The sequence below is a fragment of the Candidatus Binataceae bacterium genome (assembly GCA_035508495.1).
In the GTDB taxonomy this organism is placed as follows: domain Bacteria; phylum Desulfobacterota; class Binatia; order Binatales; family Binataceae; genus JASHPB01.
In genome coordinates, this window is the sequence record DATJMX010000030.1 from 29,685 (window position 1) to 55,868 (window position 26,184).

At 61.6% G+C, this 26,184-nt stretch carries 27 protein-coding genes; 20 read left to right on the forward strand and 7 right to left on the reverse strand.

Annotation, left to right across the window (positions count from 1 at the left end):
- Positions 1 to 6: 6 nt before the first annotated feature.
- From bamD to VMA09_10140, 4 genes are all read right to left on the reverse strand, one after another.
- The gene (gene bamD, locus VMA09_10125) at positions 7 to 1,842 is read right to left on the reverse strand and encodes an outer membrane protein assembly factor BamD (GenBank protein ID HUA33950.1); all 1,836 of its coding nucleotides are present in this window, start codon (positions 1,840 to 1,842) and stop codon (positions 7 to 9) included.
- A gap of 100 nt (positions 1,843 to 1,942) precedes the next feature.
- Positions 1,943 to 2,587, reverse strand: coding sequence for a hypothetical protein (locus VMA09_10130; GenBank protein ID HUA33951.1), 645 nt, complete (start codon positions 2,585 to 2,587; stop codon positions 1,943 to 1,945).
- 236 nt (positions 2,588 to 2,823) lie between these two features.
- On the reverse strand, positions 2,824 to 3,669 hold the full coding sequence (locus tag VMA09_10135; GenBank protein HUA33952.1) for a radical SAM protein: 846 nt from the start codon (positions 3,667 to 3,669) through the stop codon (positions 2,824 to 2,826).
- Positions 3,669 to 5,033 carry a hypothetical protein gene (locus tag VMA09_10140; protein ID HUA33953.1) on the reverse strand — a complete coding sequence of 455 codons (1,365 nt, stop codon included), beginning with the start codon at positions 5,031 to 5,033 and terminating at the stop codon, positions 3,669 to 3,671. The genes VMA09_10135 and VMA09_10140 overlap by 1 nt, the downstream gene beginning before the upstream one ends.
- Positions 5,034 to 5,146: 113 nt before the next feature.
- Between VMA09_10140 and VMA09_10145 the strand changes: the two genes are divergently transcribed.
- Entirely contained in the window at positions 5,147 to 5,578 is a 432-nt protein-coding gene (locus tag VMA09_10145; protein HUA33954.1) for a hypothetical protein, read from the forward strand.
- A 174-nt stretch (positions 5,579 to 5,752) separates the two neighbouring features.
- Positions 5,753 to 6,364, forward strand: coding sequence for a Rieske 2Fe-2S domain-containing protein (locus VMA09_10150; protein HUA33955.1), 612 nt, complete (start codon positions 5,753 to 5,755; stop codon positions 6,362 to 6,364).
- A gap of 135 nt (positions 6,365 to 6,499) precedes the next feature.
- Here the strand turns inward: VMA09_10150 and VMA09_10155 are convergent, their stop codons facing one another.
- Positions 6,500 to 7,510, reverse strand: a complete 1,011-nt coding sequence (locus tag VMA09_10155) for a trypsin-like peptidase domain-containing protein (protein HUA33956.1) — start codon at positions 7,508 to 7,510, stop codon at positions 6,500 to 6,502.
- Between the two features lie 326 nt (positions 7,511 to 7,836).
- Between VMA09_10155 and VMA09_10160 the strand changes: the two genes are divergently transcribed.
- The 4 genes from VMA09_10160 (at position 7,837) to VMA09_10175 (ending at position 10,483) form a co-directional block, all read left to right on the forward strand.
- Entirely contained in the window at positions 7,837 to 8,589 is a 753-nt protein-coding gene (locus tag VMA09_10160) for a class I SAM-dependent methyltransferase (protein ID HUA33957.1), read from the forward strand.
- A 60-nt stretch (positions 8,590 to 8,649) separates the two neighbouring features.
- Positions 8,650 to 8,862 (forward strand): dodecin family protein, encoded by a 213-nt coding sequence (locus VMA09_10165; protein HUA33958.1) that lies wholly within the window; start codon positions 8,650 to 8,652, stop codon positions 8,860 to 8,862.
- Positions 8,863 to 8,974: 112 nt separating this feature from the next.
- Positions 8,975 to 9,973 carry an MBL fold metallo-hydrolase gene (locus VMA09_10170; GenBank protein HUA33959.1) on the forward strand — a complete coding sequence of 333 codons (999 nt, stop codon included), beginning with the start codon at positions 8,975 to 8,977 and terminating at the stop codon, positions 9,971 to 9,973.
- Between the two features lie 132 nt (positions 9,974 to 10,105).
- A complete protein-coding gene (locus tag VMA09_10175) occupies positions 10,106 to 10,483 on the forward strand; it encodes a hypothetical protein (GenBank protein HUA33960.1) in 378 nt (125 codons plus the stop codon).
- A gap of 298 nt (positions 10,484 to 10,781) precedes the next feature.
- Here VMA09_10175 and VMA09_10180 read toward each other — a convergent pair whose 3' ends face one another.
- Together VMA09_10180 and VMA09_10185 are read right to left on the reverse strand one after the other, a co-directional pair.
- Entirely contained in the window at positions 10,782 to 11,216 is a 435-nt protein-coding gene (locus VMA09_10180) for a hypothetical protein (GenBank protein HUA33961.1), read from the reverse strand.
- A gap of 370 nt (positions 11,217 to 11,586) precedes the next feature.
- Positions 11,587 to 12,240 carry an LON peptidase substrate-binding domain-containing protein gene (locus VMA09_10185; GenBank protein ID HUA33962.1) on the reverse strand — a complete coding sequence of 218 codons (654 nt, stop codon included), beginning with the start codon at positions 12,238 to 12,240 and terminating at the stop codon, positions 11,587 to 11,589.
- A 149-nt stretch (positions 12,241 to 12,389) separates the two neighbouring features.
- Between VMA09_10185 and VMA09_10190 the strand changes: the two genes are divergently transcribed.
- From VMA09_10190 to VMA09_10255, 14 genes are all read left to right on the forward strand, one after another.
- Positions 12,390 to 13,565 carry an acyl-CoA dehydrogenase family protein gene (locus VMA09_10190; GenBank protein HUA33963.1) on the forward strand — a complete coding sequence of 392 codons (1,176 nt, stop codon included), beginning with the start codon at positions 12,390 to 12,392 and terminating at the stop codon, positions 13,563 to 13,565.
- A 303-nt stretch (positions 13,566 to 13,868) separates the two neighbouring features.
- On the forward strand, positions 13,869 to 15,344 hold the full coding sequence (locus tag VMA09_10195) for an aldehyde dehydrogenase family protein (protein HUA33964.1): 1,476 nt from the start codon (positions 13,869 to 13,871) through the stop codon (positions 15,342 to 15,344).
- The gene (locus tag VMA09_10200) at positions 15,337 to 16,203 is read left to right on the forward strand and encodes a hypothetical protein (GenBank protein HUA33965.1); all 867 of its coding nucleotides are present in this window, start codon (positions 15,337 to 15,339) and stop codon (positions 16,201 to 16,203) included. Before VMA09_10195 ends, VMA09_10200 begins: the two co-directional genes overlap by 8 nt.
- 50 nt (positions 16,204 to 16,253) lie before the next feature.
- Entirely contained in the window at positions 16,254 to 16,496 is a 243-nt protein-coding gene (locus VMA09_10205; protein ID HUA33966.1) for a type II toxin-antitoxin system HicA family toxin, read from the forward strand.
- Positions 16,489 to 16,833, forward strand: coding sequence for a toxin-antitoxin system HicB family antitoxin (locus VMA09_10210; GenBank protein HUA33967.1), 345 nt, complete (start codon positions 16,489 to 16,491; stop codon positions 16,831 to 16,833). Before VMA09_10205 ends, VMA09_10210 begins: the two co-directional genes overlap by 8 nt.
- Before the next feature lie 21 nt (positions 16,834 to 16,854).
- Positions 16,855 to 17,742: a dihydrodipicolinate synthase family protein gene (locus VMA09_10215; protein ID HUA33968.1), complete on the forward strand. Its 888-nt coding sequence runs from the start codon at positions 16,855 to 16,857 to the stop codon at positions 17,740 to 17,742.
- A 1-nt stretch (position 17,743) separates the two neighbouring features.
- Positions 17,744 to 19,189: a 4-hydroxyphenylacetate 3-monooxygenase, oxygenase component gene (gene hpaB / locus VMA09_10220; protein HUA33969.1), complete on the forward strand. Its 1,446-nt coding sequence runs from the start codon at positions 17,744 to 17,746 to the stop codon at positions 19,187 to 19,189.
- Positions 19,190 to 19,465: 276 nt separating this feature from the next.
- Entirely contained in the window at positions 19,466 to 20,776 is a 1,311-nt protein-coding gene (locus VMA09_10225) for an MFS transporter (GenBank protein HUA33970.1), read from the forward strand.
- Positions 20,777 to 20,849: 73 nt separating this feature from the next.
- Positions 20,850 to 21,869, forward strand: coding sequence for a tRNA preQ1(34) S-adenosylmethionine ribosyltransferase-isomerase QueA (gene queA, locus VMA09_10230; GenBank protein ID HUA33971.1), 1,020 nt, complete (start codon positions 20,850 to 20,852; stop codon positions 21,867 to 21,869).
- On the forward strand, positions 21,870 to 23,003 hold the full coding sequence (gene tgt, locus VMA09_10235) for a tRNA guanosine(34) transglycosylase Tgt (GenBank protein ID HUA33972.1): 1,134 nt from the start codon (positions 21,870 to 21,872) through the stop codon (positions 23,001 to 23,003).
- Entirely contained in the window at positions 23,003 to 23,350 is a 348-nt protein-coding gene (gene yajC, locus VMA09_10240; protein ID HUA33973.1) for a preprotein translocase subunit YajC, read from the forward strand. Before tgt ends, yajC begins: the two co-directional genes overlap by 1 nt.
- A gap of 52 nt (positions 23,351 to 23,402) precedes the next feature.
- Positions 23,403 to 25,055, forward strand: a complete 1,653-nt coding sequence (secD, locus tag VMA09_10245) for a protein translocase subunit SecD (GenBank protein ID HUA33974.1) — start codon at positions 23,403 to 23,405, stop codon at positions 25,053 to 25,055.
- A gap of 207 nt (positions 25,056 to 25,262) precedes the next feature.
- Positions 25,263 to 25,457, forward strand: coding sequence for a helix-turn-helix domain-containing protein (locus tag VMA09_10250; protein ID HUA33975.1), 195 nt, complete (start codon positions 25,263 to 25,265; stop codon positions 25,455 to 25,457).
- 104 nt (positions 25,458 to 25,561) lie between these two features.
- Complete coding sequence (locus VMA09_10255) at positions 25,562 to 26,173, forward strand: methyltransferase domain-containing protein (GenBank protein HUA33976.1); 612 nt, start codon at positions 25,562 to 25,564, stop codon at positions 26,171 to 26,173.
- Positions 26,174 to 26,184: the final 11 nt, after the last annotated feature.

The following is a 26,184-nucleotide window of genomic DNA, read 5'->3' on the forward strand; positions in this document are numbered from 1 at the left end:
CCGCGCTTAGTTGTTGGCGCTGGTTTTCTCCGAGCCGGGCGGATTCTGCGGCGTGAAGGTCACGAGCAGGCGCGCGGGCTCCTGGAGGGGCACGACTGAGTAGCTGATGATCGGCTGCATGTTCAGCGTGATCGTCGTCCTATCGGAGTCCCTGGTGATATCGCAGTCTTTGAAGATCGAGCGGTTGAAGGCCACATGGCTTGCGATACTGGCGTCGGGCTTTACGTCCTTGAGCACGACGGTCACGATCGTGCCGTCGCTGTTCTGCTCCATGCTCTTCTCGAAGCTCACGGGGCCAGTGAGATCGAAGATTACCGTCAGCGGCGGATCGTTCGACGACAGCCGGATCTTTTTCAACGTCGCCGCACCGGTCTCGGGCGCGGGCGCGTTGGCGAGCGCGCTCATCGAACCAGGCGCAGTGTCACTCTGAATCGGACTCGCGGGCTGCATTGACGAATGACCGAGGCCTGAACCGTAGCTGGGCGGTGCCGATGAATCGGCGGTTTCCGCTGGCGGCGGCGTGACCTGGGTCGGTAACGATTCGCTCGGCGGCGGCGCGGTGTTGGCAGTGTTGAGCGCCATCATATCTGCGCCGGGAACCATCGGTGCGGATCCGCTCGGCGCCGATGGCGGCGGCTGCGGTTGCTGCTGCTGAAACGCAGCGCCGAACTCTTCACCTGAAGATGTGGCGCGCGCCGGTGCCGGCGGCGGCGAGAACGAGGGCAGCGCTGCGGACGCGATCTTAGATGCGACGCCGGCCGGTGACGGTGCCTGGGTCGATCCACCCGCCGCGGCGGTGCCTGACGCCGCCAGCGCCGACGCGACACCACCTGAGGCTGGAGCAGACGTGCCGGAGGGCAACCCCGCGCTGCCTGCGCCGCCGAGCGATCCGCCGGCGTCGGTCGCAGTGCCGCCATGCTTGTCGTTCGAGGCAGTCAGGATCGGCAGTCCATCCTCGCCGTACAGCGTGGAATTGCTGCCGCCGCTCGAGGCGAGGTCGGAACTCCGCTGGCGAACCGTGACGCCGTCGCTGCCATCGGTCTGCGTGGTCGGATACCCGGTCTCCGCCAGCACCATCGGCAGCGGATCTTCTTCGGTATCGATCGCCTGATGGAGCTTGCGCATTTCGACGCGCGCCTTCGGTCCATACGGCGTATGCGGATAATGCTTTTCGAGCGCGGCGAAGGCCTGCGCGGCAGAATATTTTTTGCCTTCCTTTTCCAGCGCGACGCCGAGATCCCATAGCGCGTCGGGCGCAACCGGGGTGTCGGGATATTTCTGCATCAGCTCGGCGAAGCGGGATTCGGCGGCGCGGAAGTTGGCGCGCTTGTAATAGAAACTGCCCACCACCATGTCGTGCCGCGCCAGCATCTCGCGGCACACCGCGACGTGCTCGCGGGCGAGCTCGTCAAAGCTGCCCTCGGGAAAGCGCTGCTCGATTTCCTCGAAGCGCTTAAGCGCCGCCTCGGTCTTGCTCTGGTCCTGGTCCTCGCGACCGATCTGGTCGTAGTAGCTCATCGCGATGTAGTAGGTGACGAGGTCGAGCTTCTTGCTGGTCGGATGCATCCGCTGGAAGTCGTCCAGGGCGGCGATGGCCTCGGCGTATTCCTTTTCCTGGTAGGAGGCGAGGCCGATCTTCAGCTCGGCGTCCTCTTCATAAGGGCTGAAAGGGTACTCGTCGATCAGCTTCTGGTAGTTCTCGACGGCGGCCTTGTATTCGTGGTCTTGGAAGTTGGCCTGGCCTTGGGCGTAATAGTCCTCGCCGGTTGGCTTCTTGCGCAGGCTACACCCCGCCGCTGACAGCAATGCCAACGCCGTCACTATCGCTAAGACTCGCTTCATTCCGTAGCCGCAAAAAGGTTATTCAACGCAGGTTAGCATCGCAAGCCTATGCTCTCTTGAAATCGACAGCCGAACCATGCTGGCCGATGTTATAGCGTCTTTAATTTTCGCGCGGCTTTCGGAAAGCCGCTGCGTGGAGAGGCTTCCCGGCCGCGATATATTTACGGGCGAAGCCGGTCTCGCTGGCGCCCGGCGGCACTTCGGCCGCGCGCAGGAACCCCGCACCTTCCATCAGCGGAAAGATCTCGATTGCGCGCTCGCGTACGTCGGTCGCGACATAGGCCGCGGCGCCAGGCTCGAGGGTGCGAAACAATCCGGCGCTGAAACGCGGCGTGAACAATCTGTGTTTTAAGTGCCGCTCCTTGGGCCACGGATCGGGGAAATAGACGTGGTAGGCGGCGACGCTGTCGTCCGCGAGCATTAGGTTGACGAGCGTGCGCGCGTCCATCCGCGCCACGCGCAGGTTACCGAGCTCGGCCCGGCCGCATCGAACGGCCAGCACTTTGACGATTGTCGCGGAGAGTTCGACCGCGAGGAAATCGCGATCGGGCAGCGTTCGCGCGCGCTCGATAATGAACTCGCCCTTGCCGGCGCCGATCTCGATTTCGAGCGGCGCGCGGCGGCCGAAAATCGCCGGCGGATTGATCGTGAACACGGGCCGGTCGTCCGCAACCATCACGCTCTGCGCGAGTTCCTGCGATTTAGGGCGAGCCCAAATCCGCGCCGCTTTCCGAAGTCGAGCCATCGAGTGATGACGATAGCCGGATCGCGATAGCGCTCGCTATACAGGCGCCAATTCTATTCTGCTGACTTTCTGATCCCCTCTCCCTGACCAGGAAGAGGGCGAGAGTGAGGGCATTCTGGATCTTGGAAATGCATCGGCAGAACAGAAATTCAGCCAACCCTCACCCGGCGCAGCGATACCGCCGCCGGCTCCCCTGGTCAGGGGGGAGGGATTTTCAGAGATCGGTTTCGATATTGTCAGACGGCGGTGAAGCCTTCTTTGCTGAACAGGACGCGGTCTTCGCCGAGACGGGATTTCATTGCGGCGATCAATTCCTGCTCGGCCCCGGGGTGGAACCATCCTTCGTAGCCGAGCTTCTTGTACAGCTCTCCGATCCCGAGCGCGCGGGAGCGGCGGCCCTTTGAGCCGTCGCCGTCGAAGTAGGTGTCGATTATCACGCGGTCGGCGCATCCTGCGGCGATCTCGGCGAAGCGTTCGGCGTGATTCGGCATCATCGGCGCGATCGCGAGCTGCATGAGCACGCCGCGCTCGCGGAACATTTTTGCCGTGCGGACTCTGCGCGCAACTCCTGGCGAGGTCGGAGTTAGCGCGCGGCGCACCGTGTCGTCATCGGTCTCCAACGTGATCGATACGATCACGCGCTCGCCCATGCTCGCGATCAGGTCGATGTCGCGCTCGATGACGGGGCTGCGCGTCTGTAGCAGAAGCCGCCGTATCGGATGCCGCGCGATGACCTCGAGCGCCGCGCGCGTGAGACCGAGCTTGCGCTCGAAGCCCTGGTAGGGATCGGTCGCGCTCGACATGAAGATGGTTGTCTGCGATGCGCGCGCCGCCGCTTCCAGAGCTATCAGCTCGCGCTCGAGGCGCTCGGCCAGGTTCGACTTCGCAATCACCCATGAGCCCCACGGCCCCCGCTCAGAGCGCGCAACGGGTAGCATCCTGACGTAGCAGTAAGGGCATCCGCCCGCGTCGCCGAAGGCGCATCCAACGTACGGGTTCAGCGAAAATGCGATGCCCTTGAGGAAGCCACCGGTGGGCGTGAGGGCGCGAGTCGCGGGCCGCTCAAGATAGCGCCGCGGCACTACTTCGGCGCAGTCGGCGCGTAGAAGGCCAGCACGCCCTGCTCGATCGCGCGCGGCTTGGCCCCGTCGACTGGCACGACCCAGACCATCGGCGGCGGCGCGATTCCGGTTGCCGGTCCCGCCTCGCCGGCGAGCGGCACGCCGGCATAGACGAAAGCCGAGGAATCGGGCGCCCAGATCGAGTGCGACACTGCGAGCTGATCGAAAAACCGATAGGCGGTCGATTCGTCAGGCGTCGACAGGAAGTTCATCAGCTTGCGGCTTTTACTACCGTCGGTGCTGACGACGCCCCAGGTGTAATAGGGCTTCTCGGCCGGCACGCCGATATAGGCGATCGTTTTACCGTCGGGCGCGAAGAAAAACGCCGCGACATCGTCCTTGGTGATGAGTTTCGACGTTGCGTTCGCGATATCGACCACACGAATCCCATGATAGACCGGCTCGTCGGTCGTGATCGCCGTCGAGTAGGCGATATGTGCAGAGTCGGGCGACCAGATGAAACTGTTCTCGCCCACCGGCAGGCTCACGATTGAGCGCGCATTCTTGCCGTCGGCGTCGGCGATGAGCAGGTTCGCCTCGGCGTGATAATTCGCGATGTACGCGAAGCGCTTATGGTCGGGCGACCAGCACGGCGTCTTGAAGGGCGTGCGTCCGCTCGACAAGACCTTGACGACCCTCTGGCTGCTGGGCGTTACCGAAATCAGCGATACCTGTTCGGTGCGATCCGAGTTGAGGCCGACGGTATGTACCGCGACCTGGTCAGCGTCCGGACTCCAATCGAAATAAAGTGGCATCCCGGTCGTGACGATCCGTACCGGCGCGCCTTCCTTCACTTCCGCGAGGATGAGGCTTAGCCCTTGCGGCTCGCCGAGGAGGAATGAGAGATGGCGTCCGTCGCTCAGCCAATCGACGTACACGATTCGCTGACTGCGGCTCTCGAAGATCTGCGTCGCCTGATGCTTGGCGATGTCATAGACCCAGACGGCATAGGTCGAGCCGTCGGGCTTCTCATCGATTGACGAGTAGGCGATCTGTTTGCCATCGGGCGAGAACGTCGGCCATCCGTATTCGGTGTGCGATTCCTCGGGATGCTCGGCTTGGGCGAGATCGAACGCGGCGCGCAAGATGCCGGTCTCGCGCTGGCGCATCACGTGAGCGCCTTCGCCTTTGCAGGTTATGCATTGCGGCTCGCCGCAGTTGCCGTCGCAATAGTAGATGTTGGAGTCGGTGCCGACGTAAACGATCGCGCCTGCGGGCGAAACGCTTGCCGCGATCGCACTGGAAATTGCGAACAAAAGCAGGGCCGTGGCGGCGGTCAGGATCGCACCAGCCGTCATCTTCGAGCAGCGGAATCGTGATGCCATCGCAATCAGAATTGCGCGCGTGCGCCGAACAAGGCAAGAACGTATCCGATCCCTACGCCCCCGATACGTTTCGGCGGTTGACTTAGTCGGCGCGGATCGGAAAGAGTGAGCTCATGAAGCGAGCAGCGATGGTTATTGCCGCGGCGTTGTTTCTGCTGGCGCCGCAATTCGCTCATGCGCAGAGCTTCGTCGAGGACCGGCAGCACCCTGACGACTACACCGACGAAGATTCCCAGCCGCTCGCGATTGCGAGCTACGTGCTCTATCCAATCGGATGGGCGGTAGAGTGGGGTATCGCGCGGCCGCTGAAGTGGAGCGCCACCAAGGGTCCGCTATCGTTCATTTACAAGCCGGCGGATGCCGACGAGAACGGACCGCCGCCGCCGATCGCATACATCCCGGATAATTCGCTCACAGCCGAGAGCTCGAGCCCGATTCCCGCTCCGGTCTCCGGTGCGCCCACGGCGCGTCCGCGCTACGGCGTAGTCCAGGCTCCGGTTGAACAGCCGATAGCTCCTCCCTCGAGTCAGCCAGCACTTCATTAAGCCGCATCGAGCGGCAATTTTCTCTTCGATGCATCACGGCAAAATACCGCGGTGCATCGATTTGCCTTGAATCATCCACCCTTTTCCGTCATAGAATTTTCTCTAATCACATCCGTCCAATTCGATGAGGGCGATTGAAGTGGTTCGTCGCCAGATGGGAGGATTTCGGTTTAGATGGCTGCTGCACCCAAACCTCAGATTCCGACCGACCCCGAAGAGCTCAAAAAGTGGCGCGAGGCCGAACAGGCTCGCGAGCGCTCCAAGCGCGACCGTGAAAAGGCCGAAATCGGCTCCCTGTGGAGCCGTCGCGACTTCCTGGGCAGGCTGGGATGGGCGGGATTCGGCGTATTCTCGCTCGTCGGATTGCTAGCCGCGCTGCGCTCGGCGTTCCCGCGCGTGCTGTTCCTGCCGCCTTCGAAATTCAAGGCCGGTTATCCCGACGATTACGTAGTAGGCGAAGTCAGCGAGAAGTATAAGCAGGACTATCGTACCTGGATTATCCGCACCAAGGCGGGTTTCTACGCGATCTTCGCCAAGTGCACGCATCTCGGATGCACGCCGCGATGGCTCAAGGCGGAGCAGAAGTTCAAGTGCCCGTGCCACGGTTCGGGCTACTACATCAGCGGGCTGAATTTCGAAGGCCCCGCGCCGCGCCCAATGGATCGGTTCAAGATTTACGTCGGCGACGACGGCCAACTCGTCGTGGACAAGTCAGTACTATATGAAATGGCGCCCGGCGTAGATCCCAACGTCCAGCATCCTGAGAGCATCCTGAAAATCGCCTGAGGCGGGCAAAGATCAGAAGCAGAAAAAGATCACCACGAAGACACTAAGAACCCAAAGCAATAGAATTTCTACGAGGCGGCGCTGCGCCGCCTCGCTTCGCGCCTCAGCGATCCAATTCTTCCGCCTGCCCGCCGATCATTGACGACGCGGAGCCTCGGCCGGCGTTATTTCAAGGCTCACCTTCTCAGTACCGCGAATCAGCGTGATCGGAATCTTTGCGCCGATCTTCTCCGCCGTCAGCACACGCTGCAGGTCGTCGATTCCCGCGATTGCGGTGCCGTCGAACTCGACCATCACGTCGCCTTCATGGATTCCGGCTTGCTGCGCGGGGCTGTTGGCTTCGACGCCCGCGATTCGCACGGCGCTGTCCTTGGCGAAACGATAGAAGCGCACCATCCGGCGCGGCAGCACGACGTTGTGGCCCGCGATTCCGATATAGCCGCGGCTGATCTTGCCGTCCTTGATCAGATGGCCCGCGACGAGCTTCGCCGTGTTGATCGCGATCGCAAAGCAGATTCCCTGCGCCGGCAGGATGATCGCCGTGTTGACGCCGATCACGTCGCCGCGCGAGTTCACGAGCGGACCGCCGGAGTTGCCGGGGTTCAGCGCCGCGTCGGTTTGTATCACGTTGTCAACCAGCCGCCCGCTGTTCGTGCGCAGCGATCGTCCAAGTGCGCTCACGACACCTGCGGTCACCGTGTACTGGAAGCCGTACGGATTGCCGATCGCGATCGCAAGCTGGCCCACGCGAATCGCCTGCGAATCGCCAAGCAACGCCGCCGAGAGACCCGGCGCACCGATCCTGATTACGGCGAGGTCCGTATCGGGATCGTCGCCCACTGGCTCGGCCGTCACGCGCCGCCCATCTGCGAGCGTCACGTTGATTCGCGTCGCGCCGTGCACGACGTGACTATTTGTCAGAATGTATCCATCGGGAGTGAACACAAAACCCGATCCACTACCGCCATTTGCATCCTGACCGTGGCGCACCTCGATATATACGACCGCGGGGCTGACCGCATCGGCCGCGCCTGTGACTGCGTGCGAGTAAGCGTCGAGTAAAAGAGCTTCGCGATCATCGGAAATCGATGTCCGCGCCGCCGTGTTGAAATCATTGTTCGAAACGAGACGAATGCTTCGAGGCATCTGACCTACACCACTCCTTGCTAACGAATGTAACCACGATCCGCGGACTGGAAAGCAGAAGGGAAAAAGATCGCCACAAAGGCACAAAGGACACTAAGGAAGATCCGCCGAAGCGGCGTCGCGCCGCTTCGCTTAGTGCCCTGGTGCCTAAGAGCTTTTCACGGTTTGCCCGCTGAAGGCCTGCATTTTCCGAAAATGCTTGTCCAGGACAAGTATAAATAGTCGCCGCTTGGCGCGTTTTTCTGATTGGTTCGGCCAGAGAAGCTAGAATTAGATGACGGAAGGAAATCGCAACCGAACGCGAATCGAGCAGGGGGCAGAGGGCGATGAATGTAGAAGGGGCGGAGCGTGAAGAAGAGCTGATTCAATCACGTGTGCGTGCAGTCGTTCGCTCGAAGCATTACGCGTACGAGAAAATCTGGTTCAATCCAGGCTACGTCTACCGGATTCAGGAACTCGAACGCGCGATACTGGCGGCACTCGGACGAACCGGCCATGCAAATATGGAAACTCTAACCGCACTCGATATCGGTTGCGGCAGCGGAGACTGGACGCGGCAACTGATAAATTGGGGCGCACAGCCTCAGAATCTATGCGGAGTCGACCTTGTCAAGGAGCGCGTCGACGCAGCGCGCCGGCTCTGCGCCCCGGGCGTGAGAATCGATTGCGGCAGCGCTCTGCAACTGCGCCATCCCGATCGCAGCTTCGATGTCGTGATATTGTTTTCGGTCTTCTGCATGATCCTCAATGACGACGTATGCCGCGGAATCGCGCGCGAGGCCATGCGCGTGCTCAAGCATAACGGCGTGATTCTCTGGTGTGACTATCGGTATCACCCGCCAGGCGAGAAAGACGCCCGCGGGGTGAACCTGCGCCAGCTCCGGCAGTTCTTTCCCGGTGCCCGGATAACCGCCCGTCCGATTCATCCTCTGCCGCCGTTGCTGCGCAGGATCGGCCCATATGCGCCATTCATGTGCGGCATCGTCGGCCTCGTCCCGTTCGCCCGCACGCACTACTTTGCCACCATTGAGCACGCGGTGAGAGCAAAAGAGGTCGCCTTGTCTGAACTTGAGGGGTAGGCTAAGCACGTTCGCAGGGCGCGATTGGCATGCAGATGCGCCCGCAGGAGAGCAGCGGCTATGGTGGAAAAGACGCTCGAGCTTACCGGAATCTCGGCCAACTCGGTTGAAGATGCCGTTCAGCTCGCGGTGACGCGCGCCGGGGTGACGATTTCAGGCATCCACAGCGTGCACGTCGAGGACATCGCGGCGGCTGTGGAAAACAACAAGGTCGTGCGCTGGAAGGTCAGAATCAAGGCCACCTTCCTGGTCAAGGACGAGTTGCACGAGTGAGCGCGCCGCACCGCGCGTCACGCTACTTCCGCCTGCTCGCGGCTTAAGGCCGCGATCGATGCGGAGCGCGAGGATCTTTGGGTCCAGCGAAACCGAATCGGAGTGTTGAGCGATGGCGTCCAAAGTCGTTGAGGTTCACCCGGGAATCTACGAAATCTTCCTGCCGCTGCCGATGCGGCCCACGATCATCAACGTCTACCTGGTCGATTGTCACGGCGGGTGGGCGCTTGTTGACACGGGGATGAATTCGCCCGAAAGCGTGGCGACGCTCGAAGAGGCGTTCGACCAGGTCGGGATGAAGGCCGAGGATCTCACGGTGATCATCGGCACGCATCATCACATTGATCACTTCGGCGCATCCGGCGAGCTGCGGCGCAGGAGCCGCGCGATTGTGCATCTGCACGCGCTTGAGGCGGAGCGTGCAAACCGCATGATTGCGTTCGGCTCAATGGGTGGGCACGCCGAGCGGCCCGAATCGCGCGCGTTCTTTACGAGCCACGGCTTTCCGATCGAGCAGTTCAATCCGACCGGGATGCGCCCGGCGTGGATGGGCACCTCGATGTACGATCCCGTCGTGACGCCGGATCGTTTCATAGGCGACGGCGATGTGATCAAGGTCGGCGATCGCGAGTTCGAAGTGATCTGGACACCGGGTCATTCACCTGGTCACAACGTGATCTATCTGCGGCGCGAGAAAGTGATGATCGTAGGTGATCATCTGCTACCCAAGATAACTCCTCACGTCGGAATCTACCCTGATAGCAGCGGGATGAATCCGCTTGGCGATTTCATCAACTCGCAAAAGAAAGTGCAGAAATTCGATGTCGAGCTGGTGCTACCTGCCCATGGTGGCGTCTACCATGACCATCGGCATCGCGCGAATCAGCTCATCGAGCATCATCGCTATCGCGAAGAGGAGATGCTCGATCTGACGCGCAAAAAACCTCAAACAGCTTTTGAAGTCGCGCATCAGATTTTTGGCGAGGAGCGCCCGATCTTCCATGTAATGGCGGCGACGTTCGAGACGTTGGCCCATCTGGAACTTGCCTATTTGGAAGGCCGTGCTAAAAAAATGGAACATGAGGCGCGAATTGTTTATCAGGCCTTATGAACAACCCTTGGATTATGCCGAGATTACAGGGGGTTTGCTAATTCTTTGAATCGGTGTATTTTGGCGCTGCTTTGACCTGCGCGGCGGTGACTTGTTAGATAGCGGAGGGGTCCAAGACTGAAGGAGGATGCCATGAAACGCACAATAGGATTTGCGCTGGCCACAGGGCTGGCATTGCTGGTTGCCGGATGCGCCAGTCAGGGGGGAGGCGCAAGCAGCGGGGCAGCAGGCGGAGGGATGGCTGAGGCTCAGCCCGCCGCGGCCAGAAATTTCAATCTCGCGGTCAAGTGTCCGGGAGTTCACTATCTGAAGAAGAAGGGCTGGACCGATCAGCAGATCATGGAGCAGGAGTCGCTGACCGAAGCGTCCGACATCCCTGCTTGCGAGGACTGGGTAGCGCATCAGCCCAAGGGCTACGTGCCTGCCGCACCTCCGGGATCGACTGCGGCGGCGGCTGTCAAGGCGTCTAACGCGCCTGGACCCAATGCTGCGCCGTCACCTGCGCAATAAGGTTCTGATCGAACAATCGGTCGCGCACATCGCGTGACCGGCGCCGGCTCGGGGGAAAACGAAGCGGCGCAGCGCTCATGGAAGCGCCGCGCCGCTTTTGTTCATTTGTGGCGAGCACAAAAGACTCACCGCAAAGACCCGAGGGCACAAAGCCAAGGGATCTTACTTCCCTTGGTGGCTTGGTGGTTGTCTGATTTTCTGCGGCGAAGCTTCGACGATCGCGACGGTCGTACCAGCGAAAAAGAAGCGCGGCGCCCAATGAGCGCCGCGCCTTCCTTACTTCTACGTAGATGCGAGCTTAGTTTGCGCGCGCGGCGCGCTTCGCTTCGCGATGCGCCGGGGCGCTGATACGCCCACTGCGGACCACCGGTGAACGGCGCGCGAGACGGCGCGTCGACACGCCGGCCAGCTGCTGGCTGCGCCATTCGCGCAGACCCTTGCGCAGGAACCCAGGCTCGATGCCGAGCGTTTCGCAAACCACCTCGAACGAGAACGGGCCTTCGCCGCCCTCGCCGCACAGCCACTGCTCGGCCTCATTGAACAGGCGCTTGCGGGCGCCAGTCTTCGCGTCGGCGTTATTCTGGAAGCATCGCAGCGCGTCCTCGAGAATCGCCATCATCAGCTTTTTGACGGGGCGGATCGAGCTATCGTCGCGCCGGCTGTCATAGAACTGCTCGGGCGTCAGAACGTCCGGAACAAAGAGATTCCCCAATGCGCTGTTTTCCCATTCCATTGTCGTGTGCCTTCCCACTGACCCGGCTGTTAATCGAAGTGCTGCTCTCATGAGCCGCCGGGTTCTGAACTTAGACGCCAGTAGCTCAAGCAATATTCATACCGCTGCCCAATTCAGCACCATCGAGCACGCGCAATCGAATGATCACATCAATCAAACACAAAATTAGTTCCGCTTTTCAGTGCGAATCGCGGAAATCATTAGGATTTCGCAAACGTATACGCAATTTGCGAAGGTACTTCGGCGTCTCTAATCGTAACGGATCTGAGGCGATGTTGCCTCAGGTGCGGTCCACATTTCGACGCGGTGTCACCCGATTGACGCCATCGCATCGATTGGGATGCATGCAATCGGCTTCGATGCCGCCTGGCTACTGCACCGTATCCGACCCGGGACCAGAGGATCCGCCCCGGCGGCGCTCTTCAAGCCGGAACGTCAAAACATCGATCAGGCAGTCGGCGCGGTTGCGTGTAGCTTCGAGCAGTGTCTGCTTTTCGATCGGGGTCACGTCGAGATGGAAGCACAGGAAGTTCACAAGGTCCGCGCCGCGCAGCCGCCGCTCCTCGACCATGGTCTTCCACGCTTCCAGCGCTGGCTCGCCGAGATAGCTGAACAGCACCTCGCGCAGACCCTCGATCGTCTCGTCGTCACATTCGCGTTCGGCTGGTGTTGCCGAATTCCACTCGATCTCGGCTTGGCGATACGAACGTTCGCGAATCTCGCGCCGCAAGCGGAACTCATCGATACCGTCGAGCACGATGTTATAGCGGCCGTCGGGTAGCTTGACGAGGTCGCTGATCTTGCCGGCGCATCCGACTTCGAAGATGTCAGGTTGGCCGTAGTACTGCTCCTGCCAGTCGCCCTTGAGTAGCGCCATCCCGATGATCCCGTGCGACGCCGACACTTCGGCTACCATCTCGCGATAGCGCGGCTCAAAGATTCGCAATGGAACGCTGACTCCCGGAAAGAGAACCAGGTTCGGTAACGGGAAGAGCGGGATTATGGACGGTAACTCTGTCGGCATCGCCGCCTCGGCCCAGCCTAGGACCGTTGCAGTGGACCGGTCAAGATTGACTCTACCCGTATTCGCTTCGCCAAGTGGATTCGCTAGTCACGCGCGCATATAAGGCGATCAGACGTTAGCCTGCCGAGCACAGGCAGCCGGAGACAGCAATGAATCAATCCGCGCGTCAACTTGCAGACTGTATCGATCGCGTTCGACAGCTTGGCCCGACCATCACGGGACACGCCGCCGAGTCCGAGCGGCTCGGCCAACTCGCGCCAGCAATCGTCGACGCGTTTCACGATTCGCGCTTGTTCCGCGCTCTCTTACCGAAAGAACTGCACGGCTTCGGGCTGACGATTCCCGAGCAGAACGAAGTGATTGAGGAGGTCGCGAGCTTCGACGGCGCCGCCGGATGGAACTTCGCGATAGGCTCGGGCGGCCCTGCGATTGCAGGCTTCGTCGCGCGCGATGCATTCGAGGAAATCTTCTCCGACCCGCGCGCACTCGTCGCCGGATCGTTCAGCCCGATGGGCAATACCGCCGTGCGATGCGACGGCGGCCATCGCTTCACCGGCAAGTCCACCTTCGCCAGCGGCTCGGCCCAGGCGACCTGGCTCACGGCCAACGGCGTCGAGCTCATCGACGGCGCACCGCAAATCCAAAACGGCATTCCGCGCTTCAAGGCCGGGATGATGCCGATCAAGCAAGCGAAGATTCTCGACACCTGGTCAGTCTCCGGACTCTGCGGCACCGGCAGCAATGACGTGGTTTTCGAAAACGTCTTCATTCCTGAAAAGTTCACCTTTGATTTTCCCAACGCCAAGCCCACCTGGCAGAAGGGCGCGCTCGCACAGATTCCCCTGATGGTGCAACTCGGCGGCGCGCTCGCGTCGGTATCATTAGGGATCGCGCGTCACGCGATCGAAGCGCTCAAGGAACTCGCGATCTCCAAGGTCCCCCTCGGCACGTTCGCCTCGCTGCGCGAGCGTCCCGTCGCGCAGCTTCAGTTAGGCGAGGCCGAAGGCACGCTGCAGGCGGCGCGCGCGTATCTGCATCAGAGCGTCAACGAGGTCTGGCGCAAAGGCGAAGCCGGCGAGCCGTTCGATCTGCCCACGCTCGCAGCCGCGCGCCTTGCGACGGTGACTGCGGGCAAGCTAGCCGCCCGCGCCGTTGACCTCATCTACGACGCCGCCGGAATCAGCGCGATGCAGACCGCGCTGCCGATCGAGCGATGCTGGCGCGACGTACATGCAGTCACCCAGCACGTAACGATGAACACCGCCCGCTACGAAGTAGTCGGCCGCATCCTGTTCGGCCTGCCGCCAACGACGCCGTTGGTTTAAGCGACACGCCCTGGAATGTGGCGTGAGCCGCGCGGCTACGTGTCCAACTGCGGGCAGGGACGCCCATAGGGACGCGCACCCCACAGATTCTTAGAGGCATATTGCGCCCGTTCATCAACAGTCACCGCCCAGCGACCATTCGTCATGATCGAAAAATTCCGTCATCCCCAGCGAAGTCGAGGGATCTTGGAGGCCCCCAAAGGGGCCGGTGCCAAACATCGCGCGCAGCGCTTTCGTTTGTTGCCTGTGAACCCCGCCGCAACATCCTGCCGCCCATCCCACATTCTGGTAAGGTCACGATCGATGGAGACCCGGCTATTCATCAACGGCGCGTATGTCGATGCGGCGGGCGGCGCGCGCTTCCTTGATATCGAACCCGCAACCGAACGCGAGCTCGCCCAAATCGCGAGCTCCTCCGATGCCGACATCGACCGCGCCGTCGCCGCCGCGCGCGAAGCCGCCGATCGTGGTCCATGGCCGCGCATGAGCGCCGAGACGCGCGGCAAAATCCTCGGCCGCTTTGCCGATACGATCGAGCGCCACGCGCGCGAGCTCGGGATGCTCGAGGCGCGCGACGTCGGCAAGCCCGTCGCCGAATGCGTCAATCACGACGTCGCGCGCGCCGCGCGCAATATCCGCTTCTTCGCCGCCGCCGCCGAAACCTGGACCCAGGAAGCCGCCGCGAGCGAGGCGAAGTTCCTCAGCCGCGATCTGCATCTCGTCAACTTCACTGAGCGTCCGCCACTCGGAGTCGGCGCGATCGTCATCCCGTGGAATTCGCCGATCATGCTCGGCACCTGGAACCTCGGCCCCTGCCTCGCCGCGGGCAACACCTGCGTGTTGAAGCCATCGGAGCTTGCGCCGCTCACGTCGATCGCCCTCGGCGCGATCGCCAATGAAGCGGGTCTGCCGCCCGGCGTGCTCAATATCGTGCCCGGCCTTGGCGATGCGGGCGCGGCACTCGTGGCGCATGCTGGAGTGCATGCGATCGCGTTCACGGGCGGTGTCGCCACCGGCAAGCGCGTGATGGCTGCGGCGGCCGAGTCGCTCAAGCGCGTTACGCTCGAGCTCGGCGGCAAGTCGCCGAACCTCGTCTTTGCCGACGCCGACCTGAAGCTCTCCGCCGCAGGCGTCGCGCGTTCGATCTATCGCAGCCAGGGACAATCGTGCGTTGCGGGATCGCGCCTGCTCGTCGAGCGGCGCATTGCCGACGATTTTATTTCAAGGCTCATCGCGGAAATTCCCAAGCTCAAAATCGGTGACCCGCTCGTCGATGGCACCGAATATGGCCCTCTGATCTCGGGCGCCCATCGCGAGCGTGTCCACGCCTTCGTCGCCGAAGCGATCGCATCGGGCGCGAAGCTGCTCGCGGGAGGCAAGGTTCCCGAATTGCCGCGCCCCGGGTTTTACTACGAGCCGACGCTTCTCGACGAAGTTGACGAGAAGTCGCACGCCGTCAACGAAGAGATATTCGGGCCCGTCCTGACGATCGAGCGCTTTGACGACGAGGACGGCGCAATCGCAAAGGCCAACGCCTCGCGCTACGGCCTGGCGACGTACCTGTGGACCTCCAAAGTCGATCGCGCGTTGCGCGTAGCGTCGCGGATCAAAACCGGGATGGTCTGGGTCAACAGCTTTTTCCTGCGTGACCTGCGCACGCCCTTCGGCGGCGCCAAGCAGAGCGGCCTCGGCCGCCAGGGCGGCCGTTTCAGCCTCGAATTCTGGACCGAGCCGAAGCTCGTGTGCCTGGCCTATGGCGAGGAGGAGCGCGATGGGTGAGATCAGGGCCGCGATTTTCACGACCCACGTGCCGCGCCTGATGATAATCGACCCCGCGGCGCGCCGGGCTTACATGGGCCGCAACGTCACGACCTTTTATGATGCGATGCCGCAGGTTGAGCGCGAGCGGCTGAGCTCCCTCCACTTCGACACCTTCGTGCTGATCGATTCGCACTGGTTTACCACGCTCGAATACGTGATCAACGCGCACGAGCGCCTCGCCGGCGTGTACACCTCCGAGGAGTTGCCGGCGATGCTGCACGATCTCGAATACGACTATCGCGGCGACCCCGAGCTGGCGCGCGCGATCGAGCAATCAGCTAAGGAGCATGGGATGCGCGCGCTCGCCTCGGCGCATCGCAATCTGCCGCTCCATTATCCGACCCTCAACGTGATGTACTATTTCAATCCCGGCGCGCGCCGCCGCGTCGTCTCGATGAGCGTGTGCCAGACAGCGTCAGTCAAAAACGACCTCGCGCTCGGCGCAGCAGTCGGCGACGCGATTCGCAAATCAGATCGGCGCGCGGTGATCGTCGCGTCGGGCGGCATGTCGCATCGCTTCTGGGACTACGATCGAGTCCTCGATCACGCGTCGGCCTCGCCCGAGGACATCAGCTCGACGGCCAATCGCCTCTACGACGAGCGCATCATGGAATGGTTCAAAGCGGGGCGGCACGACGAAGTGCTGAAGTGCGCCGACGATTTCCGCGCCCACTGCTCGCCCGAAGGCCGCTTCTCGCATTATCTCGTAATGGCCGGCGCGCTCGGCGCAGAAAAATGGAACTGGCGCGGGGAGCAATTCGGCCGCTACGAAGCCGCGATAGGCACGGGGCAGTCGATTTTCTACTTCGCGCCCTAACCTGGGTATCGAGGATTTGACAGAAGAACGTAACTATATATAGTTACAAATTGAACAAGCTAAGCAAGCTGCTGGCCGAGGCCCGAAACAATCCTGGTGGACTTTCCTTCAGCGACTTCGAAAGTTTGATGAATCAGGCCGGATGGAGATTTGATCGCCAGCGCGGCAGTCATCGCATCTGGTATTCCCCTGAGAGGTTGATGCTTTCAGTGCAACCCAGGCGCAACAAGGCAAAGAGCTATCAGGTCCGGCAGTTTCTGCAGATTTATGAAAAAGAAACCTCGAGTGGCTAAGCAAGACCTGTTCGACGGATACGGCGTCGAACTCTTTATAGACGAGGACAACGACTGGCTCGCACATCTCACCGAGCTTCCTTCTATCTCCGCCTTCGGCTCATCGCCGCAGGCCGCGCTCAAGGAACTCGCTGCGGCGTGGGAACTCGCCAAGGAATCGTACGCCGCGAATGGCCTCGAAATTCCAGTCGCACCTGCGCGGCGGGAATATCGTGGCGTGTTTCAGGTGCGGATCGACAAGCGGGTCCATCGCGCGCTTGCAATCGAGGCCGAGCGAGCCGGAGTGAGCTTAAACGCGCTTGTCGCAGAGAAGCTCGCCAAGTCGACGGACATCTAGCAGCTTCGGAGGAACGCACTGATGAAACTCGTGCATGGAATTATTGCGATGCTGGTGACCCCGTTTCATGACGACTACCGGCTTAATGAAGATGCATTGCGGGCCGAGGTCAGGTGGGCGCTCGACAATGGCGCCGAGGGTGTCGTCGCCGCGCCGAGTATCGGCGAGTTCCTGCACTTGAACGAGGCCGAGCGCACTCGGGTCTTCGAGATCGTGATCGAAGAGGCGCGCAAGCGCAGCGGTGTCTCCGCACTCGCGATGACCTCCGGCGCGACCACGCTCGAAACTCTGCACTACGCGAAGATCGCCGCGCGCCTCGGCTACGATGCGCAGCAGGTGATCGCGCCGTACTACTGGCGATGCGGCGAGACCGAAGTCGAGCATCATTTTCGCATGGTCGGTGAGGCGGGCGACCTGCCGGTTGTCATCTACCACAATCCCGCGCTCAGCAAGTTCAACATCTCGCCGCGCTTCGCCGGCCGCCTCGCGACGCTGCCGGGCGTCGTCGCGTTCAAGGAAGTGCTGACCGACTTGCAGCATCTCGAGGCGCTCTACGACGAGGTCGATGGCCGCGCGGATATCTACAACACCTTCCGCGTGCTGCTCGCAGGTCTCATGCTCGGCGCGGCGGGCGGCTTGATTAATATTTTCGCCGTGCCCGCTTCGGCCGCGCTGCTCCGCGCGTTCAAGGCCGGCGATTACAAGCGCGCCGAGGAAATCCAGCGCCGCCTTAATCGATGCTTCCCGCGCGGCGGCGAGGAAACTCTCGGTCATCTCGGCACAACCAAGGTGACAGCCTCCGTCGCGACCGGAATCGAGATGGGACCGGCGCGACCGCCGTACATGGCGCCGGCAGACGCCGCCGAGCGAATCAAGAAACGGCTGCCGCTGCTCAAGGAGATCCTCTGAGATGGGCGCGCGCTCGGGCAACAACTACCTGTCATCGATAAAGAAGCTGGGCGGCGAGATCTGGCTCGGCGGCGAGCGCGTCAAAGATCCGACTACGCATCCGGGCCTCATGCACGCGGCCCGCTCGCTCGCCTCGCTCTACGACATGCAGGCCGAGCGGCCCGAGGCGATGACGTTCCGCACCGAAGACGGCGGCCGCGCCGGAATCTCGTTCATGATTCCGAAGAGCGTCGACGACGTGCGCAAGCGCTCGCGGATGATGAAGGCGTGGGCCGATTACAGCGGCGGCATGATGGGCCGCACCCCCGACTATCTCAACGCGAGTATCGCGGCGATGGCGGCCGCGCGCGAGTTCTTCGCCGAGAGCGATCCACGCTTCGGCGACAATATCTGGAACTACTATTTGAGCGCGCGCGAGCATGACTGGTGCGCGACGCATACTCTCGTCAATCCGCGCGCGAGCCGTGCGCAGGGATGGGCGGGGCATACCGACGCCGACCTCGCACTCAAGCTCGTCGACAAGACGAACGAGGGAATCATCGTCAACGGAGCGCGGATGCTCGCGACGCTCGCGCCGCTCTCGGAAGAACTGCTCGTGTTTCCATCGACGGTGCTTAGGGCGGAGTCTGCTGCGGAGCCGTTCGCGCTCTCGTTTGCGATCAACTGCAACGCCAAGGGCCTCAAGTTCCTGTGCCGCGAGACGTTTGACCTCGGACGCTCGCATTTCGATCATCCGCTCGCCTCGCGCTTCGAGGAGATGGACGCCGTTGTCATCTTCGAAAATGTGACGGTGCCTTGGGAGCGCGTATTCCTGTGCGGCGATGTCGCGCGATGCAACGCGCTCTACGGCGCGACCAATGCTGTCGTCCACATGATGCACCAGGTCGCGGTAAAGAACGTCGCCAAGAGCGAGTTTCTGCTCGGTCTCGCAACGCGAATCGCCGAGGTCGCCGATGCGATGCCACTGCAGCATGTGCGCGAGCGCCTGGCGGAGATGATCACGACGACCGAGACGATGCGCGCGTGCCTGCGCGCGTCGGAAGCCGATGCGTCCGTCGATAAATGGGGCGTATGCGTGCCGGCGCGGCCGCCGCTCGACACGGCGCGCAACCTGTTCCCGAAGCTCTATCCGCGGATGGTCGAGATCATCCAGCTCAACAGCTCGAGCTCGCTGATGGCGACGCCTGCGGCGAGCGATTTCGCTAATCCTGCCGAGTTGCCCGATATCGAGAAATACTTTGCATCTGTAGATGCGGCCGCGCGCGAGCGCGTCGCGCTCTATCGCCTCGCCTGGGACGTCGCATGCAGCGCATTCGCGGGCAGGCAGGTGTTATACGAGCGCTTCTTCTTCGGCGATCCGGTCAGGATGGCTTCGGCGCTGGTCGATAATACCGACCTGAAGCCCTTGGTAGAGCGGGTAAAGCAATTCCTGAATCGTCCCACATGATGATTGCCGATCTCTTTGAATAACCTCGCCTTGAATAACCTCTCCCGTTTTGCGGGCGAAATTATTCAAACCAGGCAGAGCGAATGCATCGAGCGTTGTGCGGCTTGACTGTTGGAGGGCGCGACGATACTTTCGGCGCGTCACGTTTCGCGTGCTCCTATGAAGGCAACCTTCGCAGATATCCAAATCGTTTAGGGAAAATTCGAAACCTGACTTGTAAAAAGCCCCGGGCTTCGATGCCCGGGGCTTTTTCTTTTTCTGCTTTGAGGATTTGCGATGGATATGCGTGAAGATTCTCGCGAGCGCGCCGAGGTGCGGGTGAGCCTGCTCCGGCGGCATCGCGATTTCCGCCGGCTGTGGACCGGCGAAACGATTTCCGTGTTCGGCACAAGGATGGGCGACGTTGCCGTGAGCTTCGCCGCTGTTATCGCGCTCGGTGCGACTCCACTCCAGATGGGAATGCTCGCGGCGGCGCGCCTGGTCCCTAAACTTATCTTCAGTCTCGTCGCCGGAGTGTGGGTCGATCGCGTCCGCCGGCGGCCGCTGATGATTGGCGCCGATCTTGGCCGCTTCGCGCTGCTGGCGACGATTCCGCTCGCCGCGATGCTCGGTCATCTCGAGATGAAGTACCTCTATCCAGTGATTCTCATCGTCGGGCTGCTCGATCTGCTGTTCGATGTCGCCTACGGCGCATATCTGCCGTCGCTCGTCGATGCGTCCGACGTGGTCGAGGCCAACAGTAAGTTGTCCGCGAGCTACGCCGCGGCCGAAGTGGGCGGCTTCGCAATAGCCGGATGGCTGGTGCAGATTCTCACTGCACCCTACGCGATCCTCGTCGATGCGCTCTCGTTCATCGCGTCGGCGGTCGCGATTCGATCGATCGAAAAGCCCGAACTCGAGATTGCGCCGGGCCGTCGTCAACGCAGTTTTTTTCACGAAGCGCGCGAGGGCATCGGAGTCATGGTCGCTGACCGGAGGCTGTACGCGTTGACCGCGATCAACGGAATCGCCGGACTCGGCTTCGCGACGTTCTCGACTTTGTACATGCTGTTCGTCGTCGATGAACTGCGCTTCCGACCAGGCCCGCTCGGTGTGATCTTCGCTGTTGGCGGCGTCAGCTCGCTTATCAGCTCGATCGCGGCGCCGAATATCATCAGGAGAATAGGCGAAGGGCGGGGCTTTGCGATCGGTCTCGCGCTGCAGGGCGCTTCATGGATATGCGTCCCCGCAGCGCGAGGTGCCACGATGCTCGCGGCCTTGCTGCTCATCGCGCAGCAGCTCTTTGGTGACGCGGGCGGCACAGTAGCGCTGATCAGTGGGCAGACGATCCTGCAGATCCTCGTGCCGACGCGGATGCTGGGACGAGTCAGGGCGACGATCTCGTTCGTGGCGCTGGCTTCAATGATCGTCGGCTCGATCGGCGCCGGTCTGCTCGCCGAGTTCGTTGGCATAAGACCGGTGATGTACGCGGGTGCGATCGGCCTCGCGCTCGCGGGCGCTTCGCTCGCTCTATCGTCTGTGTGGTCTGTTAGCGCTACCGATCGCGCGATTGCGTTGCCTGAGGAAGTGAAAGCGACGGCCGGGTGAAAACCACCATATCGCGAGGTTCGGGTTGCGATGCTATTGTGCATCGCAGCCTCGACTTCCGATTCCTTCTGAAATGCGACTGGCCGATCTCGATTACGAATTGCCCGAGGAACTGATTGCGCAGGAGCCGCTCGACCAGCGCGACTCGGTGCGCATGATGGTCGTCGATCGGCGCGCGAAGAGTGTCGAGAACTCGCGCTTCTATAAGATGCCGCGCCTTTTGCGCGAGGGCGATTTGATCGTCCTCAACGATACGCGAGTGCTGCCGGCGCGCGTCTTTGCCAAGAAGGAATCAGGCGGCAAGGTAGAGCTGCTAATGATCCGCCCTGTCTCTGACGCGCCCGGCGGATGGCTCGCGATGATGCGGGCGCATCGCCCGCTCAAGGAAGGCGCGCGCCTGGAGCTCAGCGACGGTCACACGCTCGTTGTCGCGAAGTACGCGCGGCACGGCCGTCCGATTCTGATTGCCGAGGGCGAGCAATCCATCGAGCAGATTCTCAAAGCGTCGGGGACACTCGCGCTCCCGCACTATATTCATCGCACGGTCGAGCCCGCCGACTTCGATGACTACCAGACTGTCTATGCTGAGAAGGAAGGCGCGATCGCGGCGCCGACCGCGGGACTTCATTTCACCGAAGAGCTGTTCAAGGAGCTCGCCGACGCGGGAATCCGCACGGCGCGTGTGACTCTGCATATTGGACCGGGCACGTTCGCTCCGCTGCGCGCGCCCGAGGTCGAGCGGCATACGATGGAAGCAGAGTGGTTCACGATTCCGCCTGCGACGCAGGATGCGATCGCGCACGCGCATCGCGTGGGCGGGCGCGTGATCGCAGTCGGCACCAGCACGACGCGCTCGCTCGAATCGTGGGCGATCACGGGCGACGCCGAAGGCTTCACAGGCCTGTTCATTTATCCCGGCTTCCGCTTCAAGCTCATCGACGCGATGATCACGAATTTCCACATGCCGCGCACGACGGTACTTGCGATGGTAATGGCGCTGGCGGGGCGCGATCTGATCCTCCACGCGTATCGCGAAGCCGTGCGCCATCGATATCGCTTCCTCAGCTACGGCGATGCGATGCTGATCATCTAGATGAACTCGCCGATCCATCTCACGATCATCGCGACTGACGGCGATGCGCGCACGGGACGCATGATCACGCCGCACGGCGAAATCGAAACTCCCGTGTTCATGCCGGTCGGAACGCGCGCGACGGTGAAGGCGATGGCGCCCGACGAGCTGTGGTCGATGGGCTACAGGATGGTGCTGGCCAACGCGTACCATCTTGCTCTCAGGCCCGGCGCCGAACTCGTGCACGAGATGGGCGGAGTGGCGCGCTTCATGGGATTCCCCGGCGCGGTGCTCACCGACTCGGGGGGATTCCAGGCGATGAGCCTGGCAAAGATCAATTCGATCGATGACCGCGGAATCAATTTTCGATCGCATATCGACGGCTCGCTGATGACGCTGACGCCCGAGAGTGCGGTCGATATCCAGGAGAAGCTCGGCTCGGACATCATGATGGCGCTCGACGAATGCACGCCGTATCCGGCCGATCGCGATCGCGCGCGCAAGTCGCTCGAGCTGACGGCGCGATGGGCCGAGCGCTGCGCCGCCGCGCGCAAAAGCCAGACACAGGCGCTATTCGGAATCGCGCAGGGCAGCGTTTATGAAGACCTGCGCCGTACCAGCGCGCAGCAGATCGCGTCGATCGAATTCGATGGCTATGCCGCGGGCGGGCTCTCAGTCGGCGAGCCCAAAGACAAGATGCTCGCGATGGCGGCGCTCACCGTCTCGATGCTGCCGCGCGATCGACCGCGCTACCTGATGGGTGTCGGCACGCCGTCCGATTTGCTCAACGCGATCGGCATGGGATTCGACATGTTCGACTGCGTGCTGCCAACGCGCAACGCGCGCAACGGGATGGCGTTCACGAGCGCGGGGCCGGTGTCGATAAAGCGCGCGGCGTATCTGCGCGACACGCGGCCGCTCGATGAGAAATGTGAATGCAGAACCTGCCGGACCCATTCGCGAGCCTACTTACGCCATCTGTTCGTATCAGGCGAGATACTCGCGGCGCGCGCCTTAACGGAGCATAATCTGCACTTCTACGCGCGCTTGATGCGGGACTCACGGACTGCTATCGCATCTGGCAATTTCAAAGCGTACGCGAAAGAACTTAGCGGCGGGCTTGCCGAGGGCAATCCCGCGACGAGCGAGAACTGATGTTTTTTGAAGGCGTTGCATGGGCGCAGGCTGCGGGCGGCGCGACGGCGGGTAGCACGGAGCAGACGATGCTCCAGACGGTGGTGCCGCTGGCGGCGATTTTCGCGGTCTTCTATTTCCTGTTGATTCGGCCGCAGACCAAGAAGGCGCAGGAGCACAGCAAGATGCTGGGCGAGCTCAAGCGCAACGACGAAGTGGTAACGACCGGCGGTATCGTCGGCAAGATCACCGAGCTCGGCGACAAGATCGTCACGGTGGAGATTGCGCCCAACGTGCGGATCCGCGTCGAGCGCTCGCAGATCTCGGGAATCTCCAACTACGGGAAGACCTCGTCAAAATCATCTTGAATTGAGCGAATTTGCGGCGCGCCTTTAAGTGGTGGCCGATTCGAGAAGCATAGTGGAAAATCAAAGTTTCGCACCGATGTTGATGCTGCTGGCGCTGGTGGTAGCCTTCCTCTACCTGCATTTCTCGGGTGGCAGCGGGCTGACGCGGCTCTACGTCGCGGGGCTTCTGCTCGTCGCCTCGGCGCTTATCCTGATACCGAGTTTCGTCACTGATTTGCCCGACTGGTATTCGACGTGGCTCGGCGCGGCGAAGATCCAGCTCGGACTCGATCTGCAGGGAGGGACGCATCTGCTGTTGGGCGCCGATCTCGACTCTGCCGTGGTGACCCAGCTGCGACGCCGTGGCGACGATCTCAAGAGTCAGCTCAAGGCTGACAAGCCTCCGATCGATGTCGATATCACGCAGGACAAATCAGGGGCGCTGGTCGTAAAACTCAAGAACCCCAGCGATCGCTCCGCGTTCCTCGACCTGCTCTCGTCGGCCTTTACGGACCTCACCGTTAACACCTCGCCGACTGATAACGGCGGCCCGGCCTACACGCTGGCTTACAAGCCGCGCGAAGCTACCGAGATCCAAAAGAACGCGATGGACCAGGTGCTCGAGACGATCCGCAATCGTATCGACCAGCTCGGTGTTCGCGAGACGACCGTGGCGCAGGAAGGCAGCAATGAAATCCTGATTCAGCTCCCCGGTATCCAGGATCCCGAACGCGCCAAGGAGCTGATCGGCAGAACTGCGGTGCTGCAGTTCAAGCTGATCGACGACTCGCACGACTTGCAGGACGCGATCAAAAACGGACCGCCTCCCGGAGACGATCTGCTCTACAGCTCCGATCGCCACACCCAGTACCTGGTCGAGTCTCCCGTGTTGCTCAGCGGCGATACGGTGACCGATGCGCGCGTGCGGCCCGGCGGGCGCCTCGAGGGACCGTATGTCGCGGTCGAGCTCGACCCGCGCGGCGCGGACATTTTCGATACGGTCACGGCCGAGAACGTCGGCAAGAAGCTCGCGATCATCCTGGACAACACCGTCTATTCCGACCCCGTCATCAAGGAGCGAATCCCGGGCGGGCACGTGCAGATTTCCGGGCGCTTCTCGATGGAGGAAGCGCACGACCTCGCGATCGTGCTGCGCTCAGGCGCGTTGAGCGCTCCTGTATCGATCGAAGAGGAGCGCACCGTCGGTCCGACGCTCGGCCGCGAATCGATCCGCCAGGGTGAGATCTCTTTCGTGATCGGCGCGGGTGCGGTGCTGATCTTCATGGCGGTGTATTACAGCGGCGCGGGATTGCTTGCCGACTTTGGCCTCACGCTCAACATTATCTTGCTGCTGTGCGTGATGGCCGCGATGGGCGCGACACTCACGCTGCCGGGTATCGCGGGTATCGTGCTGACGCTCGGAATGTCGGTGGATGCAAACGTTCTCGTCAACGAGCGAATGCGCGAGGAACTGCGCAACAACAAGTCGCCGCGCGAGGCGGTCAAGCTCGGCTATCAGCGCGCCTGGTCGGCGATTCGGGACTCGAATATCTCGACTTTCGTCGCCGGTCTCATCCTGTTTCAGTTTGGTACCGGGCCGGTTAAGGGTTTTGCGGTCACCCTGTGCGTCGGCGTGCTGACAGGCCTATTCTCATGTATCGTGGTGACGAGGGCGTGGTACGACTATCGAATCATGGTGCGGCGTCTTGACAGGATTAGCGTGTAATAGCGATAGTAGGATTGCGTGAGGAATAGTTAACTCGTTGTTCATGGCAGAATAATATCAACGCTAGCATCCGAGTCATGAGGCACGCAGCTCAATCAACAATCTACAGATTTCCGTGGCAGTTCCTTGACTTGTTCGACAACGGCGTATTAGAACCGGCGACGCTCGAAACAATCCTGTAGAAAGGGCGTCTTGTTGGACTAAGACATGGCCGATAAAGACGACATCTTGTTGAATTCGCGTGAGGTCGCGTTTCTTCTGGACCTCAGTCCCGACACGGTCAATGAATTTGCCCGCCGGAATATTATTCCCGCCTTCAAGAAGGGCCGCCAATGGCGCTTTCGCAAGCGGGACATTACCTCAGTTAAACGACAGTTAAGGGGGATCAACGCTGCCGCTTGACGCCTGCTGAGATGGGATGTGCGGGGCGGTAGGCGGCAATCCTCGCCGTCGTCTGGCGCTCGGACCTCTCGCGTTGCGGTGCATTCTCAGGGAGTTCAAAACGAATGGCAGAACCGCATGAGAGCCGAATCTATTCTGACCTGGCGCGCTTCTACGACCAGTTTTTCGGCCGCGCGTTTACCGATCACGAGCATGAGATAATCGAAGAGCTGAACCTGCGTCCCGAGCAGCAGGTGCTCGAGGTGGGCGTCGGAACCGGCATCGCGCTCGACGGCTATCCGCCCTACGTGCACGTCGTCGGCATCGATCCGTCGACCGACATGCTCGCGCAGGCCGTCAAGCGCGCCAATGACAACGGATGGAAGCACGTCGAGCTCCGGACTGGCGACGCGCTCAATCTCGATATTCCCGATAATACTTTCGATTGCGTGACCTGCTTTCATGTGATCACCGTCGTTCCCGACCCATACAAGATGATGGCGGAGATGGTGCGCGTGTGTAAGCCGGGCGGCCGGATTGTGATCACGACGCACTTTCAGAGCGAGAATCCGGTGCTTTCGATTTTCGGCAACCTGCTCAATCCGATCACGCGCGTGCTCGGATGGACCTCGAAGCTCAAGAAGAGCAGGTTGCTCGAAGGCCAGCAGATCAGCGTCGTGACCGACAGCCCGTGCGGGCCTGTTCACCGCCTGTTGATTTTGCGCAAGACCGCCTAGTTCCGTAGCCC

Coding starts and splice junctions, on each gene's coding strand:
- bamD (HUA33950.1), bottom strand. CDS start 1,842: ATGAAGCGAGTCTTAGCGATAGTGACGGCGTTGGCATTGCTGTCAGCG.
- VMA09_10130 (HUA33951.1), bottom strand. CDS start 2,587: ATGGCTCGACTTCGGAAAGCGGCGCGGATTTGGGCTCGCCCTAAATCG.
- VMA09_10140 (HUA33953.1), bottom strand. CDS start 5,033: ATGGCATCACGATTCCGCTGCTCGAAGATGACGGCTGGTGCGATCCTG.
- VMA09_10145 (HUA33954.1), top strand. CDS start 5,147: ATGAAGCGAGCAGCGATGGTTATTGCCGCGGCGTTGTTTCTGCTGGCG.
- VMA09_10150 (HUA33955.1), top strand. CDS start 5,753: ATGGCTGCTGCACCCAAACCTCAGATTCCGACCGACCCCGAAGAGCTC.
- VMA09_10155 (HUA33956.1), bottom strand. CDS start 7,510: ATGCCTCGAAGCATTCGTCTCGTTTCGAACAATGATTTCAACACGGCG.
- VMA09_10160 (HUA33957.1), top strand. CDS start 7,837: ATGAATGTAGAAGGGGCGGAGCGTGAAGAAGAGCTGATTCAATCACGT.
- VMA09_10165 (HUA33958.1), top strand. CDS start 8,650: ATGGTGGAAAAGACGCTCGAGCTTACCGGAATCTCGGCCAACTCGGTT.
- VMA09_10170 (HUA33959.1), top strand. CDS start 8,975: ATGGCGTCCAAAGTCGTTGAGGTTCACCCGGGAATCTACGAAATCTTC.
- VMA09_10175 (HUA33960.1), top strand. CDS start 10,106: ATGAAACGCACAATAGGATTTGCGCTGGCCACAGGGCTGGCATTGCTG.
- VMA09_10180 (HUA33961.1), bottom strand. CDS start 11,216: ATGGAATGGGAAAACAGCGCATTGGGGAATCTCTTTGTTCCGGACGTT.
- VMA09_10185 (HUA33962.1), bottom strand. CDS start 12,240: ATGCCGACAGAGTTACCGTCCATAATCCCGCTCTTCCCGTTACCGAAC.
- VMA09_10190 (HUA33963.1), top strand. CDS start 12,390: ATGAATCAATCCGCGCGTCAACTTGCAGACTGTATCGATCGCGTTCGA.
- VMA09_10195 (HUA33964.1), top strand. CDS start 13,869: ATGGAGACCCGGCTATTCATCAACGGCGCGTATGTCGATGCGGCGGGC.
- VMA09_10200 (HUA33965.1), top strand. CDS start 15,337: ATGGGTGAGATCAGGGCCGCGATTTTCACGACCCACGTGCCGCGCCTG.
- VMA09_10215 (HUA33968.1), top strand. CDS start 16,855: ATGAAACTCGTGCATGGAATTATTGCGATGCTGGTGACCCCGTTTCAT.
- hpaB (HUA33969.1), top strand. CDS start 17,744: ATGGGCGCGCGCTCGGGCAACAACTACCTGTCATCGATAAAGAAGCTG.
- VMA09_10225 (HUA33970.1), top strand. CDS start 19,466: ATGGATATGCGTGAAGATTCTCGCGAGCGCGCCGAGGTGCGGGTGAGC.
- queA (HUA33971.1), top strand. CDS start 20,850: ATGCGACTGGCCGATCTCGATTACGAATTGCCCGAGGAACTGATTGCG.
- tgt (HUA33972.1), top strand. CDS start 21,870: ATGAACTCGCCGATCCATCTCACGATCATCGCGACTGACGGCGATGCG.
- yajC (HUA33973.1), top strand. CDS start 23,003: ATGTTTTTTGAAGGCGTTGCATGGGCGCAGGCTGCGGGCGGCGCGACG.
- VMA09_10250 (HUA33975.1), top strand. CDS start 25,263: ATGGCCGATAAAGACGACATCTTGTTGAATTCGCGTGAGGTCGCGTTT.
- VMA09_10255 (HUA33976.1), top strand. CDS start 25,562: ATGGCAGAACCGCATGAGAGCCGAATCTATTCTGACCTGGCGCGCTTC.